This is a genomic window from Prevotella pectinovora (assembly GCF_000834015.1).
GTDB classification, from domain to species: domain Bacteria; phylum Bacteroidota; class Bacteroidia; order Bacteroidales; family Bacteroidaceae; genus Prevotella; species Prevotella pectinovora.
This window is the reverse complement of the sequence record NZ_JXQI01000055.1, coordinates 54,585-76,819: the sequence shown is the minus strand read 5'-3', so window position 1 is coordinate 76,819 and position 22,235 is coordinate 54,585. Positions and strand designations below refer to the sequence as shown.

Genomic DNA, 22,235 nt, shown 5'->3' with positions numbered 1-22,235 from the left:
TATGGCAGCATTGAAGAAAGAAGAAGAAACAGTAAGCATGTTCGAATCCTTCAAAGAATTCAAGGAAACGAAGAATATCGACAGAACGACTCTCATGAGCGTGCTCGAGGAAAGCTTCCGCAACGTCATCGCGAAGATCTTCGGCAGCGACGAGAACTTCGACGTCATCGTGAACCCCGACAAGGGCGACTTCGAGATATACCGCAACCGTACCGTCGTTGCCGACGGCGTGGAGCATGACGACAACAAAGAGATAACACTCACAGAGGCTCGCAAGATACAGGCAGACTACGAGGTGGGTGAGGACGTGAGCGAGAAGGTGGACTTCAGCAAGTTCGGACGCCGTGCCATCCTCAACCTGCGTCAGACTTTGGCTTCAAAGGTGCTCGAGCTCGAGCACGACAGCCTCTACAACAAATACAAAGACCGTGTGGGACAGGTAATCACAGCTGAGGTCTATCAGGTGTGGAAGAGAGAGGTGCTCCTCGTTGACGACGAGAACAACGAGCTTATCCTTCCTAAGGGAGAGCAGATTCCTCGCGACCAGTATCGCAAGGGAGAGACCGTAAAGGCTGTCATCCTGCGTGTGGACAACGAGAACAACAACCCGAAAATCATCCTCAGCCGCACAAGTCCGGTGTTCCTGCAGCGCCTGCTCGAACAGGAGGTGCCAGAGATTGCCGACGGACTCATCACCGTGCAGCGCATAGCACGTATGCCGGGAGAGAGAGCCAAGATCGCCGTTGAGAGCTACGACGAGCGCATCGACCCAGTAGGAGCATGCGTGGGAGTGAAGGGTAGCCGCGTGCACGGTATCGTAAGAGAACTGTGCAACGAGAACATCGATGTGATCAACTACACCGCAAACACCAAGCTCTTCATCCAGCGCGCACTCAGTCCGGCAAAGGTCCTCAACATCAATGTAGACGAGGAGAACCACAAGGCAGAGGTGTTCCTCAAGCCGGAAGAGGTATCATTGGCAATCGGCCGTGGCGGTATGAATATCAAGTTGGCAAGTATGCTGACAGAATACACCATCGACGTGTTCCGTGACATGGAGGATGGCCAGGAGGTGGAAGACATCTACCTCGACGAGTTTGCAGACGAGATAGACCAGTGGGTAATCGATGCCATCAAGTCTATCGGCTTCAACACTGCAAAGAAGGTGCTTGAGGCACCACGCGAAATGCTCGTAGAGAAAGCCGACCTCGAAGAGGAGACGGTAGACCACGTGCTCCAGGTGCTGAGAGCGGAATTCGAATAATACATACAGTCCATACGGCACGCCGCTCCCCAGAACGGTGTGCCGCATGTGTAAGCATTCGGGAATGGCATGTTCGGGAAACTGGCGGACCGCAAGCAAGGGCGGAGAACGAATATTCCGCAGTCAGAACGCTCCGGACAAGCCGAATAATAACAGAAAAGAAAGAAGAAGGGTAAAACATATAGTATGAGCATCAGATTAAACAAAGCGATTAGTGAATTGAATATAGGACTTCAAACGGCAGTTGATTTCCTGAAAAAAAGAAGCGAACTGGGAGAGGCTCCTGAGGGTCCTAACTCCAAGCTCACCGACGGACAGTATAATGCTCTCGTAGAGGCATACAAGTCGGACAAGGAGGAGCGCACACAGGCAGAGAAGCTCTTGCAGAAGCGTCCTAAGGAGAAGAAACGTTCCGACAAGAAAGAGGGACGAAGCACAGAGCCAAGACCTCAGCAGAAGTACACACCATTAGGAAAGATAGACCTCGACAGTCTGGGCAAGAAGCCATCAGCGAAATCTGCTGTTTCTACTGCAAAGCCCGAAGAGAAAAAGGCAAATGCTGCTGCCGTCAGCAAGCCAGCCGAGGAGAAGCCCGTGGCACAGGAACCAGTGGAAACGGTTGCCAAAGAGCAGCCAAGTCAAGAACAGCCTAAGCCTGCCCAGCCTAAGCCGGAGCCGGTGGCTCCAAAGCCGGAAGTGAAGGCAGAACAGCCAGCAGCACAGCCTGCTGCAAAGAATGAGCCTAAAGAGGCATCACCGGCAAATGCGGCACAGCCTGCTGCTGCCGACAACGACTCAAAGGTGTTCACGCTGAAGAGCGAGAAGAAACTCGCTCCCAAGGTTAACGTGTTGGGCAAGATCGACCTCGACTCTCTGAACCAGAGCACTCGTCCTAAGAAGAAGAGCAAGGAGGAGCGCCGCAAGGAGCGTGAGGAGAAGGCACAGCATGGCGGAGCAAACGCCAATGGCGAGCGCAAGAAGCGTCAGCGCATCGGCAAGGAGCGTGTAGACATCGCTGCAGCTGCCAAGCAGAACAACGCCCAGGGCGGTCAGAAGAACGCCGGAGGTTCAAACAAGAAGAAGAACCGCAAGCGCGGCGGACAGAAGCCGGCTGAAGTAAGCGAGGAGGATGTAGCACGTCAGGTAAAGGAGACGCTTGCGCGCCTCACCAGCAAGGGACAGAACAAGAAGGGAGCCAAATACCGCAAGGAGAAGCGCGACGCCGCCCAGGAACATCTCAAGGAGCAGCGCGCCGAGGAGAAGGCAGAGAGCAAGATACTGAAGCTTACGGAGTTCGTTACCGTCAGCGAACTTGCCAACATGATGAACGTCTCTGTAAACCAGGTCATCGGTACCTGTATGAGCGTCGGCATCATGGTGTCTATCAACCAGCGTCTCGATGCAGAGACCATCAACCTCGTTGCTGAGGAGTTCGGCTTCAAGACAGAATACGTTAGTGCCGAGGTTTCGGAGGCTATCAACGAGGAGCCTGACGATGAGAACGATCTGCTGCCTCGTGCTCCTATCGTTACCGTGATGGGACACGTAGACCATGGTAAGACTTCTCTCCTCGACCATATCCGCAATACCAACGTCATCGCCGGTGAGGCAGGTGGTATCACCCAGCATATCGGTGCATACAACGTGACGTTGCAGAACGGCAGACATATCACATTCCTCGACACTCCGGGTCATGAGGCGTTCACCGCCATGCGTGCCCGTGGTGCCCAGGTCACCGATATCGCCATCATCATCATCGCTGCCGACGACAGCGTGATGCCTACCACACGTGAGGCAATCGCCCACGCACAGGCTGCCAACGTGCCGATGGTATTTGCCATCAACAAGATTGACAAGCCGGGTGCCAATGCCGACAAGATCAGGGAAGACCTCGCCAATATGAACCTCCTTGTAGAGGAGTGGGGCGGAAAGTACCAGTGTCAGGAGATCAGTGCCAAGAAGGGCATTGGCGTTGACGAACTTCTCGAGAAGGTGCTCCTTGAGGCCGACATGCTCGAACTGAAGGCTAATCCAAACCGCAAGGCTACGGGTAGCGTCATAGAGTCGTCGCTCGACAAGGGTCGCGGTTATGTCTCTACTGTTCTCGTGAGCAACGGAACGCTCCGTGTGGGCGACAACCTGATTGCCGGAACAAGCTACGGACGTATCAAGGCAATGTTCAACGAGCGTAACCAGCGTATCGAGGAGGCAAAGCCGGCAGAGCCTGCAATCATCCTGGGTCTCAACGGTGCTCCTACGGCAGGTGATGCCTTCCACGTTCTCGACACTGAGGTGGAGGCTCGCGAGATTGCCAACAAGCGTCTGCAGCTGCAGCGTGAGCAGGGATTGCGCACTCAGAAGCGTCTTACCCTCAGCGACATCAGCCATCGTATCGCACTCGGATCATTCAAGGAACTCAACATCATCGTCAAGGGTGATACCGACGGTAGTATCGAGGCTCTCAGCGACTCGTTCATCAAGCTCTCTACAGAGAAGATCAAGGTCAACGTCATCTACAAGGCCGTGGGTCAGATTTCAGAGAGCGATGTTACTCTCGCCGACGCTTCGGATGCTCTCATCGTGGGCTTCCAGGTGCGTCCTTCGGCATCGGCCCGCAAGCTCGCCGACCAGGAGGGTGTAGAGATCAACACCTATTCTGTCATCTACGACGCCATCGAGGATGTCACTTCCGCCATGGAGGGTATGCTCGACAAGGTTGTCAAGGAGGTTGTCTCCGGTCAGGTGGAAGTTCGCGAGGTATACAAGATCTCGAAGGTCGGAACGGTTGCCGGTGCTTTGGTCACCGAGGGCAAGGTTCACCGCACAGACAAGGCTCGTCTTATCCGCGACGGTATCGTTATCCATACTGGAGCTATCAACGCCCTCAAGCGTTTCAAGGACGATGTCAAGGAGGTGGGAGTCACCTTCGAGTGTGGTATCTCGCTCGTCAACTTCAACGATATCCAGGTGGGAGACGTCATCGAGACATTCACAGAGATTGAGGTTAAGCAGAAACTGTAATCCCCCAGGACTACATACTGATTTATAATAAATGAAAATGCGCCGGCTGTCATTACGATAGCTGGCGCATTTTATTTAACCCAAATCGGCCATTAGGCCGTTCAATGGTAGTTTTTTACAACTGCTTGCAGTCTTTTGCTTTTTATAAGGTGTCTTTTGCCTGTTTTTAATTCGCAATAGCTCGCTATTACTCATTAAAAGACAAACAAAATCCACACTTCTAAAAATCCAAAATACAAGCAAGCCCTAATGACCGTTTTGGGTTTAATAATCTATAAAAATACGATGTTTTTTGGGAAATGTATTGTCATGATAATTTTTTTTGATAAATTTGCTACCGGTTTGAAAAATACAACTGTGTGTTACATCGTTTATTGATAGAGTGCGTTTCTTTGATGACTAATTCGGAGAGATGCTATTCATAGCAAATAATCACTTAATTAAATACAATTGTTTCATTAAAAATCTACACTATGAAGAAAGTTACAACTAACTCTTTGTGGGGTATGTTTTGTGTACGTTCTTTGATGCTTATGGCAATCCTCGGCTTTTCGCTTGTCGGGAGTGATGCCTATGCTAAGGGAACAGGTACTAAAGACGACCCTTTCATTTTCGAGGACGGAGGCTCTTACAGTCTTGATGGTCTCAAGAACAAACCGGTCTATGCACAGTTTGTAGTGCCCGAAGACGTTTCAACCGATGGCGTTAAACTTGAGGTGGTCACTCCTCAGGATATGGGCATTTATACTGATGAGACTCACCAGACTGAAGCCGTCTACAACCGTACTGGTTCGTTCTCGCCTTTCACTTACACCATTGATATTCCCAATGGCACAAAGAAGGGCACCACTTACTATTTCTATGAAAGTTTTGTGATGAACGGTGGTAACATCACAGTAAGTTACGGACAAGGTACTCCTATTGCATTAAAGAATGTTACGCCTGCTGATGGCAGCACACTTTCAGCTTCAAGTGCCTATGTCACTTGGACATTCAATAAAAATGTCAGGGTGAGCGACGCCACTATGAAAGTAGGTTCAACAGAGGTAGGCATCAACGTGATGACTCAGGGCTATTTTGTTACAGCCGACTTGAAAGCAACCATGCTTAAAATGTATAATGAAGGTACATTAAAGGCCGATGATGAAGTGGTCATCACCCTGAAGGGCGTATGTGATGCCAACAACACTGAGAATGTGCTTGATGAAGTTGTGACTACTTATAAAGCCGCAGCAAAGCCCTTGCTGCTCGTCAGCGAGACCAATGTTCCCGGCAAGGGGTTGGACAACTTCATGTCTTATTTCGCCCCCAACAATACCAATGCACTCGTACAGCTTGAGTTCGATGGCTCATTGAACGAGACATTGCCTGTCGTGAAACTGGTTTATGGGGATTTGGAGTCAGAAGTCGACTATTATGAAGAAAACCTTACTGCAGCCGGCATGGTGAAGGTGCTCGGTGGCAATATGCTGGTTATCGACCTGAGAGACAAAGTGCGTACACCTGATGTAATGGTTCCTTCAGGTACTAACTATGGCATCATGGGTCTTCAAATTCTTGGAGTAAAAGATGCTGAGGGCAACTTTGCTTATTCTGATGGTTCAGGCTCACTCGGTTCATTCTTCTATAACTTCCCCTACGAAGTGGTATCTTATGAGTTGATTCCTGAAATTAGTCTGATTGGTGGCCAAACTATTGACGATGCCAAGGCTGTGGAACTGTGGATCAATGAAAAAGGTGGCAACATGGCTTTTGATGGCGTACAGTTTACCTATACTTATAACAATCAGGAAGGTGTAGCTGAGGTGTCAAGAGAGCAGGTCACCGCAGAAGCTGACCCTGATGATGCCGACGCAACCATATATACTATCCCTGTGCCCAATTTCTCTACAGATGCCAACTCTACAGTGATTGTTACCTTGAAGAATATGGTATGTCCTGATGGCGTTGACCACTCAGACGAGATTATCGCTACTTTCAAATCAGCTGGCAGACAAGCAGCAGAGGCCAAGGTGTTGAGCGCTGTGATGTCTTCAGCCGACGGTTCTGTAACCGTTGACCTCATGGGTGGCGTTCCTGTAGCTAAACTGATTGCTGATGGCAACCTTGACGTGACCACAAGCATGGACGACCAAATCGGTGTGCTGCAGTATAAAGTGACCAACAAAACTACAGGTGAAATCGTGAAGAGTGTTGCCGACAAGAGCGAGAAGACAAAAGCCGGTCACTGGCAGTTCTGGATTCCTATCGACTATGTGCTCTATACCGAGAATGAATATGAAATGGAATTCAAGGGCTGGGCAACCACTGACGACAAGAACTACGACAAGGATCCCGTTTTCGTTTCTACCATTTCATTCATGGGTGGTACAGAGGCTTACAAGTATAGCCCCGTAACCCTTGTTTCTCCTGCAGATCTCCACTTTGACTCATCAAATCCCGATGTAATACTTGAAGATGCTACTGACAATAAGGTTGATTTCGTATTCAGTGATGCTGTAACCATTGAAAAAGCCTTTGTTCTACTTGGAATGGGTAACACTGTGGATTGTGCAGTAAGCATGAGCGAAGACAACAAGACCGCAACCGTTGAGATACCTGAATGGGTGATGACCGAGTACACATCTATTGGTATGAGTATCTTGGCTAAAGACATGAACGGACTGGTAGTCAAGGGCAACAATGGAGAAGGCGACGCTTCTTACATCACTGTTTATTGTGATGCCAAGTTCAACTTGCCAGTTCCTGAAATGGTTGATCCCGTTGATGGCAGCACCGTTGAGCGCATCAATACCATCAAGTTTGGCTATTCTAAAGGAATCCAGCCTACATGGATGGGCAAAATCGAAATTCTCGACAAAATGCGCAATGTGGTGGCCACTTCTACCGATGTGACCAACGTAATTCCTGCCGGTCAGGAAGATAACTGGGATTATATCGTCCAGGAGGTAATTGTCAGCTTCAATAATGAAATAACCGCTGGTGGCAACTACACCGTTGTAGTGCCCGAAGGTTTCTTCAACCTCGACTTGCAGGCTCAAGGATTCATGGTAAAGAATAATCGTGAGTGCAGCTTCTACCTGAATATTGAGGGTGATGAGCCACAGCCTTCGATGAACATCTCTATCGCTCCTGCTCCTGGTGTTGTAACCAGTCTGAAGGACTTCGACCTGACATTCAATGACTATGCTTCTTGCAACTGGACATACGCTGAAATGCCCACATTGACTACTGCTGAGGGTGAGGTTATCACCATTAGGAATGTAGGATGGGGAGATGGAGATAATAAATTGGTTTGCTCACTTGCTGAGGAAATCACCGCTCCTGGTACTTACACCTTGACTATCCCCGCAGGTGCCGTTACCTTCAATGATGATCCTGACAACATCAACACTGAGGCTCAGTCGTTTGTTTATACCATCCAGGATATCACTACTGAAAATGTAACCATTGATCCTGCTGAGGGTGTAGTTGAAAGTCTCTATGTGTTCAATATCACATTCGATGACCACAGTGAGGCTGCTTGGGGTAGTGGTATTCCCACTTTGACAGATGACAAGGGTAATGTAACCAAGATTACGAATCAAGAATTCGGTGACGATTTCTCAAAATGGAATCAGTTGAAACTTACGTTGCCTGAAAAGGTTACAGCTGAAGGTACATATACTTTGTTGTTGCCAATAGGTTCAGTAAGCTTTGAGAATGGTGTTGCAAGCACACAAGATTATCGTTTTGTTTATACCATCGGCACACCTTCAGGCATTGCCAACATCATCGGTGCCAACGGTGGCAAGGCTGATGTTTATACAGTCAACGGTGTGATGGTGATGAAGGGTGTAGATGCTTCTGCCCTGAAGACCTTGAAGCCCGGTATGTATATCATCAACGGCAAGACATATATGCTGAAATAATAACATCTGTCTTATAAATCTTTATCAAAGCGGTTGGAAGGTTGCCTTTCAACCGCTTTTTACATGATTTCCTAACATTGTGTTTTTGTTTTAAATATTTTTGTTTACTTTTGTAAGGGTTATAAATAAAAAACAGTAAAACATGATAACAATAGCACCCTTATTCATTACTACAGTTACTGGCCTGTTGGATGTGGTCAACGACTTTTTATGGACATACATAGTCATCACGCTGTTGGTGGTTTGTGCCTTGTATTTTACCATCCGCAGCCGTGGTGTGCAGTTCCGCCTGCTCAAGGATGTTTGGCATGTGATTGCCGACCGGCCTTTGTTTGGTGAAGTGGGTAGTAATACCGTTGCCGTTGATGCTCATCCAGAAAAAAAGAAAAAGAAGATAGGTTCGTTTCATGCTTTTGCCGTATCTTTGTCGAGTCGTGTGGGTACGGGCAATCTGGCGGGTGTGGCCTCTGCCATTTTCGTGGGAGGTCCTGGTGCTGTCTTCTGGATGTGGGTGATGGCGTTATTCGGAGCCGCCACGGCTTTTGTCGAAGCCACGTTGGCCCAGTTGTATAAGCGCAAGGGAGCAGACTCATTCTATGGAGGACCGGCCTATTATATGCAGATGGGGTTGCATAAGCCCTGGATGGGCGTGGTGTTTGCTGTGCTCATTACCCTTACTTTTGGTGTGGCCAATCAGGTGGTGCAGAGCAATACCTTGTGTGCAGCCCTTGCCGATGCTTTTGACACGAATCAGGCATGGATAGGTGTGGTGTTGTCGGTGTCCACATTAATCATCGTCTTTGGAGGCATTCGCCGTATATCCCATTTTGCCAGTATCGTAGTGCCCTTTATGGCCATTGGCTACATCTTGTTGGCATTGGTGGTGGTATTGCTCAACATCACCCGTCTGCCCGACATGTTTTTGCTGATTGTGAGGAGTGCCTTTGGGCTGGAGCAGGCTGTGGGAGGAGCCATAGGCATGGCGGTGATGCAGGGTGTAAAGCGCGGTTTGTTCAGCAATGAGGCGGGCGAAGGTTCTGCACCCAACGCCGCAGCCATAGCCACCACCTCCCATCCTGTGAAACAAGGGTTGTTGCAGGCATTGGGTGTGTTTGCCGATACATTGGTCATCTGTTCGTGCACGGCATTCATCATTCTTCTTTCAGGCGAGTGGAACTCCGGGCGCGACGGCATTATCCTCACCAAATACGCATTGGAGAGTGAGGTGGGGCAGGCAGGTGGACTATTCATCACAGCGGCGATATTCCTTTTTGCCTACAGTACGATCATTGCCAATTATTTCTATGGAGAAACCAATATCCGTTTCATGACTAAGAAACGTGGAGCGGTTTATTTGTTCCGCATCATTACAGGTATGGTAGTGATGGCCGGGTCGTTGGTCACATTGCAAACGGCATGGAGTGTCGTCGATTTGGCTATGGGTCTCATGACCATATTCAATCTTGTGGCCATCTTCTTGCTCTCGCCCCGAGTGTTTGCCTTGCTCCGCAATTACATCGAGCAGCGCAGACGCCACAAAGACCCACGATTTACAAAAGACATGTTGCCGGATATCGCGAAAGATATCGAGTGCTGGTAGCAGATGGCAAAACGAGATAAAAGCCACTAAGGAAAAACTTACGGTGGTCGTTAATAGCACACACCTCTATGTGATATAAAAAAGATGTGCCCCAACCGTTTGTAGGGCACATCCTTTTTAGATGATTGTATCAAAATAGCTGAATGGCTATGATTACAGGGCGATTTTCTTCACTACGACATCCTTGCCGGCAGCCACGCGGACGATGGCCATACCGTTGCCGTTTACCTGAAGGTGGGCAGAGCCGTTGACCTTTGTGGTAGCTAATGTCTGGCCGTCAACAGAATAAACATTGACAGTGGCACCCTCGGGAGCGTTGACATAGATGTTTCCGTTTGCGGCGTAGATGTTGATGTCGCTGTTGTCGCTGTTGATGCTATCGATACCGCTGGGATCATTCACAGCTGCACGGGCAGCGTTGATGTAGGCACCTGTGTTGGCATCAATCATCATACAAGTTACCTTGCAGTTGTTCACATCGCTCACATAAGAAGCGTTCTTGTTCACGTTGATGGTGATGGTACCGGTGTATTCCTTGCTGCCTTCAACGCTTGTGGGGATAAGACCCAGCTGACCGTTGTAGTTGTTTGAAGGATAGAGGGCACGAGCCACATCGTTGAATACATATCTCACGATAGACTTGCCATAGGCACCGTCTTTCTGCCATTCACCGAGGTCTTCGTCGGTCATGCTGTAGAGGTTGTTCTGCTGGAAACCGCTGAGGTTGTCTTCGGTCACTACGCAAAGCATACCAATGTTCAACTTGTCCTGAGAGAGTGCGAATTTCACGCTGTAAGGAATGTTCAGGTTGCCGGTAGTCTCGTCGTATTCTACATCGATGTTGATGTCGGCTTCGGTTTCTTTGGCAAATTCCTCATTGGCGATGTCCATCCAGCAAGAGCCATCCTTGGCATAGAAGGTATAATCAACCACGCCGTTTTCTGTGTAGCTCACCATTGGCGAAGCGATGGCACCACGGTTGATGCGTCCCTGTGGAGCAGCTGTCATGCCGAGGAAGTAGGCCGTATATTCGGTCATACCGCTTTCAAGGTTGTCACCGGTGTAAGTGTGGTAGCACAAAGGAATGAAGCGGTCGCCATATACCTCGGTGAGTTTGTCGATGGCCAAGTGTCCGAGCGGACAGTTCTGGCAACCCTGGCCGGTGTTCTCTTCCAATACGATGCGCTTGGTGGGAGTGAAAGCAAGGTTCTTGATGCTTGTTACAAATACGTCGCTCAGGCTGCCCAGTTGGATGCTGATGCTGAAGTTGTTAACCGTACCGATGGTCAGCGGCAGCGGTTTGCTGAAGGCAAATTCATATTTGTCGTCCACTTTCAGAGAGAGGCCGCTTTCGGCAATCTCGTCAACCACATTGTTGTTGGCATCGAGCAGTTGGAGCTTGATGTCGCTATAGGTTTCCGTACCGTTTTTCACGGTGATGGTACCCTTGATGTCCTGGCTCTCTTTGGCCACTACCGATTCGGGCAAGGTGAGTGCGATGGTGAAGTCTTGGTTGTGAACCACCTGGATGTCGGTGACGAATACGGCACTCTGGTTCTCGTTCTCATTGACAAAGGCAATGTAGATGTTCTTGCCTGCATATTTGTCGAGTTTGAATGAGTAGTTCTGCCATTCACCACCCAGTATGCCTTCGTTGGCGCCGGGAGAAAGCACTTCGTCCATCACCACGTCGCCTTCGTTGATGAATTTCTCGATGGTAGCATCGGTCAGGTCGTTGTATGTCACTTCAGTGGCATAGACAATCACCTTCAGCTTGTCGGTCTTGGCCTTGCGGAAGCTCTGTGCTTTGAACGAGAGGAAGCACTTGCCGTCGGGGATGTAGAGCTGAGGTGTAACCATCCAGTCGTTAGACTTTCCTGCAGGGTCGTACATCGAGTGAGACACGGCGCAGGTGTTGCTGTAGTCGTCGTCGGCAGCATACCACCAAGGTGTGGTTGTGGCATTGAACATCCAAGCCTGCATTTCCTCTACCGGTGTGTTGTGGTCGCCGTCATACAGCATCATGTTGGTCATGCCAAGGGCGAAGTTCTCCTGATAGATGTGAGTGTCGTCAGAAACTACGGTGCGCTCATAAGAACCCTCATAGGTAATCTCGATCTTCTCGTTCTTGCTGGCACCGCTGAGGTCGGTGATGGCACCTTCTTCAATCACGATGCGATAGGTGTTGCCCTTGTAGAGGTTTTCAATGGTGGTAGGATACACCATCACCTGCTTGTAGGTGCTCTCGGTGTTGCCGGCCAGCAAGTTCAACTGGGTGAACGGCTCTTCCTCGTCGTTGCGGTAGAGCTGTGCTACGGCACCCTCAGCCACCTTCACGTCGGTATCGAAAGTCAGAACCACAGGGTTGGTGGTCATGCTCAGGTGACCTACGGTGCTGTTGTTCTCGGGAACCACTGCTGTCATGGCTACAGGTGCAGTGCCATGGCCAGTGTAAGTCAGTGTAATAGCCTCGTTGGTGCGTTCCCGGTCGCCGGCCACGCAGATGGTACCGGCAGGAATCTCAATGGTGTATTTCTTGCCGGCATCGAGGGTGACGGTTCTGAACCCGATTTCCACGGTAGAATTGTTGCTGCTGTTGATGGCAAACTTCAGTGCGGTCTTCACGGTATTGCCCTCTTCGTCCTTCAGCACGATATCGTTTTTGTTGCCAAGCACTTCCACGTTGCGGGTGAACTTGATGCTGACGTTAGACATGTTGGTGAGTGACGAACCGTTGCGTGGAGTCACGCTGTAGTCGCTGAGCAGGTTGACGGCTCCACAAGCCTCGGCAAATGTCACAGGCAAGGTGAGCATGTAGCTCTCCTGGCTGATGTAGGCGTTGCCGATAACCGTCTTGCAGTCGTCTGATGCGCACCAGATGTAACCGGTGGCATCATATCCGGTCTTCTTGTAGAAGTCGATGCCATAGACCTTGAGCAACTCATCGAGCGAGTACCAATATTTGCCGTTCATCACAAATTGTGTGCGTGAAGGGCTGTAAGCCGGTGTAGAGGCATAGATGGTACCCATGTTGTCGATGGTCACGCAGCCCTTGTCCTGGCTCTCGGTGTTGTTGAAGCACTCAAACTCGCCGGTTTCCAGATTGTAGCGGTAGGGTACAACGGCATCGTTGGTCAGATAGGCATTTCCGCCCACCCATTTGCCGTTGGCAGAGATGTGGACACCGTCAATGTGGTGCAACTCAGCCACTTTGGGTGAGTAGGTCTTGCTGGCTTCGTCGTAATCAAAGCCGATAGGGTCGGTTGTCTTGTTGTCGCGATCGTAAACAAAGTAGAGCACATCCGAGGGATAGCTGTAGCTTACGCAACCCACGATGTAACGGCCATCGGCAGAGATACCGATGAAGCGTGTCATTCCCTGGTTCTGGCCGCCAAGGTCGGTCTTGGGCCAGTTGGTTTCCTTCACGGTACCATTCTCCAAGTCCCACAACATAGGGACTTCGTCATAACCACCCTTTGTGCTTTGTCCCACGGCATAACGCCCGTCGGGAGTCACAGCATTGATGCGTCCGCCGATGGTGTTGGTAGCCAGTTTCACGGTGGTGAACTTACCGGTAGAGATGGTCCAGTAGCCGGGCTTTCCCTCCTTGCTGCCCACCACGATGTTGCCGTCGTCGGTCACGTCGGTAGCCGTGGCCTCACCAGAGATGTTGTTGAGCTCCGACTCAGAGAGCAGGTCTTTCACCTCTTGTGTCTCAAGGTTAATGAGTTTGGGGAAACTGTAGGCTGATGATGCGGCATCCGCTCCATAGGCTACCGCCCATTTGCCATTGTTTGACATGCTGTGGAGCAACGAACCATCGCTGAATGTATAGGCATTCAGTATCGGGGTGCCCGCCGTTTCTTGTGCCACGATGTTCTGGCACATGAGTAGTCCCATGCCTAGCATGAAACAAACCTTCATGAATAGCTTATTCACTCTTTCCTGTTTTTTATGTAAAAAATGATTACTTGTCGGCGCAAAAATACATAAAATATCTGAAATTTGCACTGAATATCGTGTTTTTTAGGAAAAAGAAATGTTGTTAGACAAAAATACTGTATTTTTGCAGCATAACAATCGTAAAATACATGAACTATGACGTTAAGAAAGTTATTTTTGTTTGTGGCATTCGCCATGGTAGCCATGGTAGCCAATGCCTAGCTTCCGTCAGTTAAGTTGAAGACTCTCGACGGCAAGACCATTGACACATCTACATTGAGTAACGACGGCAAACCTTTTGTCATCAGTTTCTTCGCCACATGGTGCAAACCCTGCAACCGCGAGTTGAAGGCCATCTGCGAGCACTATGCCGACTGGCAGGAAGAGACAACCGTCTGCAGCTGAGCTATGGCAAGACCCGTGCAGGCTACAACTGCTCTGGTGGTGTGTGCCGTTTCGTGCCCGCAAGCTACGGTATGACAGTATCTTATAATTACAACTTCTAAAAACATAAAGACGAATGAAATTTTCAAAGATATATGCCCTGCTGATGGCTTCGGCAATGGTGTTGGGTGGTTGCGACCAGGTAGATGAGAATGACCGTCTGATAGAGTTGCCTGCTGTTTAAAGCCAGCGTGTGGTGCTGCTTGAAGAGTTTACTGGTCAGAGATGTATCAACTGTCCTGCTGCCCACGAGGTGGTGAAAGGATTGAAAGAACTGTATGGCGAGCAGCTGATTTCTGTTTCTATCCATGCAGGTACGCTTGCCGTGAAAGAAGGTTCTATGCCGAACATGATAGGATTGATGCAGCCTGAGGGCGATGAGTATGCCAACAAATGGGGTATTACCACTTATCCTTCTGGTGTGGTGAATCGCAGGAGTGGAAAACTTTCTGAGACAGATTTTGCCGGTGTCGTCCGTGAGGAATTGAAGCGTTCCACACCGCTTTCGCTCCAGGTGGATGCCAAAGTGGAGAACGGTCAGTTGGTGTGCCATGTCGATATGATGTCGAGTGAAAGCATCAACGGCAAGTTGCAGCTTTGGGTGACTGAAAGCCATATCATTGCCATGCAGATGGACAAGACATTGGGCTTGATCAAGGATTATGAGCACAACCATGTGTATCGTGCCTGCATCAAGGCTACCGAAGACCAAGGTTTCTGGGGTGAGGATGTGGCCATCAAGGAAAACATAGCCATGTCGTTCAAACGTCAGATTGCCGTGAAAGACAACTGGAATCCTGAGAACCTCTCGGTGGTAGCCTTTGTTTATAACGACAAAGACGGTGTTTATCAGGTCGCAGAGTGCAAGGTTGTGCCTGCAGCCGAATAATCTATATTATAATAGGTGGGAATGTCATTTCCCACCTATGTTTAAATGAAATAATCAAACAATAGGAGAACATAACATGAAAAAAATCTTTACTATCGCAACTGCATTGGTTTGTTCCATCATGGCCAATGCACAGACTTTGACTTTCAAGCATGATGGCAATGTCATTCCCAATGGTGGAGAAATTGTTGTATCAACCTACGATGAGACTATGATGGAGGTTGGTATCCTGCAGTTTACTCCCCATATCAAACTGAATGGCACAGAAGCCGCAAGCAAGGATAATCCTGTTACTGTGCAGGTAGAGCACCTTGACGGTGAAACATTGGAACTTTGTGCTTTTGGTGCATGTCTGCCCTATAAGCAAGTGGTTTCAGCTACAGCCACTACTGCCGACATGGGCACCGGTCTGCCAGCCAATACTGATACAGACATTCAGCTGCACTCAAGCTGGATCATGGACAAGACTATAGCCACCAGCAAATGTAAGGTGAGCGCATGGTATGGAGATGATGCGTCAAAAGCCATCAGTTTTATTCTCTATATGAGCAACGACCCTGAAGTGGTTGCAGGTATCGACCATGTGACAGCCGACGGCACCATCGCCTTGAATGGCCGCACATTGAACTATTCGTTCCCCACAGCAGCTGCCCACACCTTTGAGATGTACACCATGGATGGCAAGAAAGCCAACAGCGTGGTGCTCAACGGCAACGGTGCAGTGAGCCTCGATGGTTTGGCCAAGGGTATGTATATCTATACCATCAAGAACGGCAAAGAAACCGTCAGCGGCAAGGTGGTATTGAAATAAAATAATGACAATCAAACACCCCTTTTTGATGAAGGTACCTTCGACGGCTGTTGAAGGTACCTTCGTTGACTGTTGAGGATACCTTCGTGGGGCGGTGAAGGTACCTTCGTTTTTTATGCCCTGTTTCTTATAGTTTTGTCTTGATGATGTTGGAGAAGCTTTTGGCCAGTCCTCCGGCACTTGTCTCCTTGTACAATGAGGGGATGTCGTGGCCGGTCTGCTTCATTACCTGCACCACCCTGTCGAACGTTACGCGGTGCATGCCGTCGGAGAATGCGGCATAAAGGTTGGCATCGAGTGCACGGGTGGCAGCAAAGGCGTTGCGCTCTATACACGGAATCTGCACCAATCCACATATCGGGTCGCAGGTCATGCCCAGATGGTGCTCCAACCCCATTTCAGCCGCATATTCAATCTGCGAGGCGCTGCCGCCAAACATCTGGCAGGCGGCTGCTGAAGCCATGGCGCAGGCTACACCCACCTCGCCCTGACAACCCACATCGGCACCCGAAATGGAGGCATTCTGCTTGACGATGTTGCCGATAAGACCGCCGGTGGCAAGCGCATGAAGCACACGGGTCTCGCTCATGTCGTGCGCCTTCCACGAATGATACAGCACGGCAGGCATCACGCCGCAAGCACCACAGGTGGGTGCCGTGACAATGGTGCCGCCTGAAGCGTTCTCTTCGCTCACCGCCAAGGCGTAGGCATAGACCAAGCCGCGCGACTGCAGCGACTGTTTGTAGCCAGAGGCCTTGACATAATAGGTGGGAGCTTTGCGGGCAAGATTGAGCGGTCCGGGCAGACGCCCCTCAGTGTTGATGCCACGCTCCACCGCTTGCTTCATGGTTTCCCACACCTCTTTCAGATAATCCCAGATACTGCTGTCCTCACATTCGTTGACATATTCCCAGTATTTGCGGCCATTGTCGTTGCACCATTCCATGATTTCGCTCAGGGTGCCCAGGGGATACACTTCGGGAGTGCTGAACTCATCGCCATCGGCTTTGCCTTAAGAAAGTGCACCACCGCCGATGCTATAAACCCAAATCGGTCATTAGGATTTCTCTGTGTCGTACGGCAAAGAGAAATCCTTTAATTTTTCCCATATAGATAAGAATGATTGTCGTGTTTTTAGTGATCTAGCCAAATATAGGATGTGCTTGTCTTTTGTTCTTCCCAGATAGGCTGGCGTCGATATCAACTCGTATCGGATAGTCTTCAGAAATTTCTTCTTGTTGGAATTGATCAGCGCATGTCTGAACAACGACATAAAGTTATATGCCATTACAATGAAGTTTCCACATGCCTCTGTTGCCCAAAAGTTATTTGTGACAAAATCATCGATGGAGAAATCATTCTTCAATTCTTTTATCCTATTCTCAGAGTCCGCTCTTCCGAGATATGAGTCATATACAATCTTGGCCGGCAGGTCAAGGTCTGTTACAAAGCAGCTGTATCGGTATTTTCCGAAATCTTCCTCATTCTCAAAAAGCTCCAGTTGCTTGATTTGCTTTCCTGCAGCTTTGGGGCGCTTGTCTATTTCTTGTCTGACCATCACAATGCGTCTAGGCTTCTCCCAACCGTTTGCCTGATAGATGGTTTCGGATATTTCCAATCCGTCTGTCAACTCTATCCATTTGCGTTCATGGGTAAGACTATACTTTATGCGATTATTGAAACGGCAGGCAATGATATAGTGTAACCCTTTCATTTCCAGATAGTCAAGTATTTCCTTTGCAAAGAAACCGCTATCCATGCGGACCAGTCCGACACGTTTGCCCTCAAGTTTTGAGAGCGTGTCCTCAAGAAATGACAGATAATTGGTACTTGCGGATGTGTTGCCTGGACGTAGCCAGTAATTTGCTATCATCCTTACATCGGAAACGAATGCAAGAAGAGGATGATGCGAGAGTCGTCCAGGACGTTTGGGGTTGTATCCTTTGGCTGCTCCTTCTTGACTTCCCTCACGGACCATCACTGTAGAATCGAAGTCTAAAGTGTAGTTGTCGAACTTCAACTCGGAGAAAAACCAACGGAACAAATTCCCGAAAACACGCTGGTTGACAGCTTGAGAGAATTTATTGAGATAGCGCTGGTATGCACGATGGTCTGCTCCACGTTCCCATCCTAATAGGTCACATAGTGCAGCGTCATAACGAACCACGTCAAGATGTCCAAAGCAACTTGCGCCACACCACACACCTGCAAACAATCCCAATATCAACTGGATTGGTTTGTAACCACGGTTGGAACCTTGAAGAGGTAAACCACTTTGCATAACATGCTCTTCAAAATGGCATTTCTCAAGCATTTTGAAGAACAGGGAAAGACCACCAAAAGGTGTTATTTCCTTATTTACAAACTTTATGTCACAGTTTCGCATCGGAGTATATTCTTTTTTTCGTGGTAAAGTTAGTAAATATTTATGAATCAAGCATATACAAAGCTATTTTTCTAATGGCGGTCATTAGAAAATGACAAGAAACTTTTTCTAATGACCGATTTGGGTTTATTTGAGTCACAATCCCCCCAACTCAAAACAAAGGCGCATCCGGAACATTACCGGATGCGCCTTTTGGGGGATATTGTGTTGTGTAGTCTGTCTTGTTAGTGGATGTTGTCCTCGATGAGGTTCTCTCCTGTCATGTCGGCAGGCTGCTCCAGACCCATGATGTGGAGGATAGAAGGAGCCACATCGGCAAGACGGCCGTCCTTGACAGTAGCCGAATTGTTGTCTGTAACGTAGATGAACGGAACTGGGTTCAGAGAGTGAGCCGTGTTAGGAGTGCCGTCAGCGTTGATGGCATTGTCAGCATTGCCGTGGTCAGCGATGATGATAGCCTCGTAGTCGTTGGCCTTGGCAGCCTCTATAACGTCTTTCACGCAGTTGTCCACAGCATGAACAGCCTTTGCGATGGCATTGTAGACACCGGTGTGTCCCACCATGTCGCCGTTGGCGAAGTTCACCACGATGAAGTCATACTCCTGGGTGTTGATGGCACCCACCAGCTTGTCCTTCACCTCGTATGCGCTCATCTCAGGCTTCAGGTCGTATGTGGCAACCTTCGGCGAAGGCACGAGGATACGGTCCTCGCCCTCAAATGGAGTCTCGCGACCGCCGTTGAAGAAGAATGTCACGTGAGCGTATTTCTCAGTCTCTGCAGTGTGCAGCTGCTTCTTGCCCTGCTTGCTGAGATACTCACCGAGAGTGTCCTGCACGTTCTCTTTCGGGAAGAGGATGTGTACGCCCTTGAACGAAGCGTCGTAAGGAGTCATGCAGTAATACTGCAGGTCCTTGATAGTATGCATTCCCTCCTCAGGCATATCCTGCTGTGTGAGCACCTGGGTCAGCTCCTTGGCGCGGTCGTTGCGGTAGTTGATGAATATCACCACGTCGCCCTCCTGTATCGTTCCGTTCACGTTGGCGTTTGAGATAGGCTTCACAAACTCGTCGGTCACGTCGGCAGCATAGCTCTCCTCCATAGCCTTCACCATGTCGGTAGCCTTTGTTCCCTTGCCCTCTACGAGCAGGTCGTAAGCCTCCTTCACGCGGTTCCAGCGCTTGTCGCGGTCCATGGCATAGAAACGTCCCACGATGCTTGCGATGTGGGCGTCGTTCTTCTCGCAGTGGTCAGTCAGCTCCTTGATGAATCCCACACCGCTCTTAGGGTCGGTGTCGCGTCCGTCCATGAAGCAGTGTACGAAGGTGTCCTTCAGTCCGTACTCCTTTGAGATTTCCACGAATTTGAACAGGTGGTCGAGAGAAGAGTGCACACCTCCGGTGGAAGTCAGTCCCATGAGGTGTAGGCGCTTGCCTGTCTTCTGTGCGTAAGAGAATGCGTTCACCACCTCAGGGTTCTTCAGAATAGAACCGTCGGCGCAGGCGCGGTTGATTTTCACGAGGTCCTGATATACGATGCGGCCCGCTCCGATGTTGAGGTGACCCACCTCAGAGTTGCCCATCTGTCCGTCAGGCAGACCCACGTCCTCACCACAAGCCATGAGCTGTGAATGGGCGCTTACTGCCGTAAGATAATCGAGATAAGGAGTAGGAGTGTTGTTGATCACGTCTCCCTTTCCATGTTTGCCGATACCCCATCCGTCGAGTATCATCAATAAAGCTTTCTTTGCCATGATAATTTTTATGTGTTATATTAAATGGTTGACAGTTGATGAGTTTGACGGGTTGACCGGAAGGCTTGTCCCTGTCATCACCCCGTATAACGGGTATAACAGAATGCATGTCTTGTAGACATCCCGTTTCTTTTGAGTGCAAAATTACAATATCTGTTTATATTTTCCAAGAAGAAAACTGCTAAATAGCTTTAACTGCCTAATGTCTTGACATATACCTATCCCCATTGTCAATCGTAGTTGGCAAAACTCCTTGAAGGCTTGTCCGTTCTCTGTTTTGACGTTTTTCTCCTTGCACAGCCCCGGCTTCTGTCCTGTTCGCCATCTTTCCTTCTTTCCGGTCCGTCAGTCTTCTTTCCGGTTCGTCAGTCCGTCCTTCTTTTCTTCTCCATTCCTTCCGTCTAAATCAGCTCAAAGTCAAATAATTAGTAAGAAAATCGCTGAAAAGTAGGAGGGTAATTAAAAAAACAGTAAATTTGTACCCAAACATTACCTTTTTTTTAGTATGAAGAAGATATACACACTATGCGCACTGGCATTTGCCGCTCTCACGGCATTTGCTTCTCCCGCAAGACCGGGACAATGGAAAACGGTACGTCTCGCTGACGGTACCGAAGTTAGAGTAGAGCTTAAGGGCGACGAATGGGGAAGCTATTGGCAGGCAGCCGATGGCAAGACATACGTGGAAGACGGTGAGACCGGTATTTTCAAACCGGTTGACGTGGCTCGTATGCTGAAGGCAACAGAGCCGATGAGACTTCAGAGAGCACAAGACCGTGCCGTCCGTCTGAAGAAACTCTACAACCAGAACCAGCTCCAGGCCAGCACTTCTCACAAGAAGGCAATCTCCGGAGGCAAGAAGAAGGGACTCATCATCCTCGTCAACTATCCTGACGGAAAGTCAGCACAGTTCCAGCCGGAGCACACCAGAGAACTCCTCCAGGAAGTTGCCAACGGCAAGAACTACACCAACAAGGAATTAGGCTTCACTGGTAGCGTGGCGGATTATTTCCGCTCTCAGAGTCTCGGCAAGCTCGATATCGAGTTCGATGTTGTAGGTCCATACATGCTTGCCCACAAGCGTTGGTATTACGGCACTAACCAGGGTTATTCCCACGACACCAAGCCAGGAGAGATGATTGCTGAGGCAGTATTGGCAGCAGATGCAGATGTAAATTATGCCGACTACGACTGGGACGGCGACGGAGAAGTTGACCAGGTGTTCGTGCTCTATGCCGGACTCGGTGAGCACGATGGCGGATCAGCAACAACAATATGGCCACATGAGTCTAAGCTCAGCGCTTCAGACTACAAGAAGGCCATCAACCTCGACGGTGTGAAGATCGATACCTACGCCTGCAGTAGCGAGTTGCAGAGAGGCAGTACCATCTGCGGTATCGGTACCATCTGCCACGAGTTCTCACACTGCCTCGGATTCCCTGATACCTACGACCCAACCAAGACACGTTTCGGAATGGGCACTTGGGACCTCATGGACGTTGGTTCTTACATCGACAACGGTTTCACACCTTCTTGCTACACAGGTCTGGAGCGTATGATTGCCGGATGGCAGAACGCCAAGGTGTTGGCAAACGACACCATTGTAAACAATATGGGCCCTATCTCAGAGGGAGGCGAGTTCTTCATCGTTTATAACGAAGGCTACAAGAATGAGTTCTATATCCTCGAAAACCATCAGAACGTAGGTTGGGACGCAAAGCGCAAGGGTACAGGTCTGCTCGTGAACTATGTAGACTACGATGAGAGAGTGTGGACCGGAATGGCTCCTAACGCCAACGGCGACTATGCGAGATACACCATCATCTGTGCCGACGGTTACAACTATGACCAGTATCCAGACAACAACTGCTTCCCATACGGCAGCGTGAACAGTCTGACAGACAATTCTGAGCCTGCCGCTACACTCAACCACGCCAACGTGAACGGCAAGAAACTCATGGGCAAGCCTATCACCGATATCCACAGAAATGCCGACGGCACAATGGGATTCACCTTCAAGCGTGAGGTGGAGCTGAGCAACACTCCGAATCCATGGGACAACCTGGTTGTTGACGGCATCGCTGAGGTCAACGCTGCTACACAGGCTAAGGCAGACAACCGCATCTATACACTCGACGGCCGTTTCCTCGGCACCGACATGAAGGCGCTCAAGAGCGGTATGTATATCGTGAATGGAAAGAAAATCCTAAAATAAC

10 protein-coding genes and 3 pseudogenes are annotated in these 22,235 nt (G+C 49.5%); 9 read left to right on the top strand and 4 right to left on the bottom strand.

What is annotated here, in order from left to right; all coding sequences use genetic code 11:
* Position 1: 1 nt before the first annotated feature.
* The 4 genes from nusA (at position 2) to ST42_RS06495 (ending at position 9,796) form a co-directional block, all read left to right on the top strand.
* Positions 2-1,264 carry a transcription termination factor NusA gene (nusA, locus tag ST42_RS06510; protein ID WP_042517916.1) on the top strand — a complete coding sequence of 421 codons (1,263 nt, stop codon included), beginning with the start codon at positions 2-4 and terminating at the stop codon, positions 1,262-1,264.
* A gap of 186 nt (positions 1,265-1,450) precedes the next feature.
* A complete protein-coding gene (infB, locus tag ST42_RS06505) occupies positions 1,451-4,285 on the top strand; it encodes a translation initiation factor IF-2 (RefSeq protein ID WP_044072915.1) in 2,835 nt (944 codons plus the stop codon).
* Positions 4,286-4,758: 473 nt separating this feature from the next.
* Positions 4,759-8,196 (top strand): hypothetical protein, encoded by a 3,438-nt coding sequence (locus ST42_RS06500; protein WP_156139314.1) that lies wholly within the window; start codon positions 4,759-4,761, stop codon positions 8,194-8,196.
* Positions 8,197-8,338: 142 nt separating this feature from the next.
* The gene (locus ST42_RS06495) at positions 8,339-9,796 is read left to right on the top strand and encodes an alanine/glycine:cation symporter family protein (RefSeq protein WP_042517921.1); all 1,458 of its coding nucleotides are present in this window, start codon (positions 8,339-8,341) and stop codon (positions 9,794-9,796) included.
* A gap of 153 nt (positions 9,797-9,949) precedes the next feature.
* On the opposite strand, the gene ST42_RS06490 is transcribed toward ST42_RS06495, so the two are convergent.
* Positions 9,950-13,735, bottom strand: coding sequence for an Omp28-related outer membrane protein (locus ST42_RS06490; RefSeq protein WP_156132465.1), 3,786 nt, complete (start codon positions 13,733-13,735; stop codon positions 9,950-9,952).
* A 198-nt stretch (positions 13,736-13,933) separates the two neighbouring features.
* Here ST42_RS06490 and ST42_RS06485 point away from each other — a divergent pair.
* The 4 genes and pseudogenes from ST42_RS06485 to ST42_RS06475 all read left to right on the top strand — a co-directional run.
* Positions 13,934-14,134, top strand: a pseudogene (locus ST42_RS06485) (peroxiredoxin family protein); the annotation flags it as partial.
* A pseudogene (locus ST42_RS13530) lies at positions 14,116-14,244 on the top strand (DUF6029 family protein); the annotation flags it as partial. The pseudogenes ST42_RS06485 and ST42_RS13530, both read left to right, overlap by 19 nt.
* Before the next feature lie 131 nt (positions 14,245-14,375).
* Positions 14,376-15,071 (top strand): Omp28 family outer membrane lipoprotein, encoded by a 696-nt coding sequence (locus tag ST42_RS06480; RefSeq protein WP_052485190.1) that lies wholly within the window; start codon positions 14,376-14,378, stop codon positions 15,069-15,071.
* Positions 15,072-15,147: 76 nt separating this feature from the next.
* A complete protein-coding gene (locus ST42_RS06475; RefSeq protein ID WP_044065051.1) occupies positions 15,148-15,882 on the top strand; it encodes a T9SS type A sorting domain-containing protein in 735 nt (244 codons plus the stop codon).
* A gap of 127 nt (positions 15,883-16,009) precedes the next feature.
* Here the strand turns inward: ST42_RS06475 and ST42_RS06470 are convergent.
* The 3 genes and pseudogenes from ST42_RS06470 to gpmI form a co-directional block, all read right to left on the bottom strand.
* A pseudogene (locus ST42_RS06470) lies at positions 16,010-16,927 on the bottom strand (L-serine ammonia-lyase, iron-sulfur-dependent, subunit beta); the annotation flags it as partial.
* 12 nt (positions 16,928-16,939) lie between these two features.
* On the bottom strand, positions 16,940-18,268 hold the full coding sequence (locus tag ST42_RS06465) for an IS1380 family transposase (protein ID WP_044072912.1): 1,329 nt from the start codon (positions 18,266-18,268) through the stop codon (positions 16,940-16,942).
* Between the two features lie 224 nt (positions 18,269-18,492).
* Entirely contained in the window at positions 18,493-20,019 is a 1,527-nt protein-coding gene (gene gpmI / locus ST42_RS06460; protein ID WP_044072911.1) for a 2,3-bisphosphoglycerate-independent phosphoglycerate mutase, read from the bottom strand.
* Between the two features lie 505 nt (positions 20,020-20,524).
* Between gpmI and ST42_RS06455 the strand changes: the two genes are divergently transcribed.
* Positions 20,525-22,234: a M6 family metalloprotease domain-containing protein gene (locus ST42_RS06455; protein WP_044072910.1), complete on the top strand. Its 1,710-nt coding sequence runs from the start codon at positions 20,525-20,527 to the stop codon at positions 22,232-22,234.
* The last annotated feature ends 1 nt before the right edge of the window (position 22,235 follow it).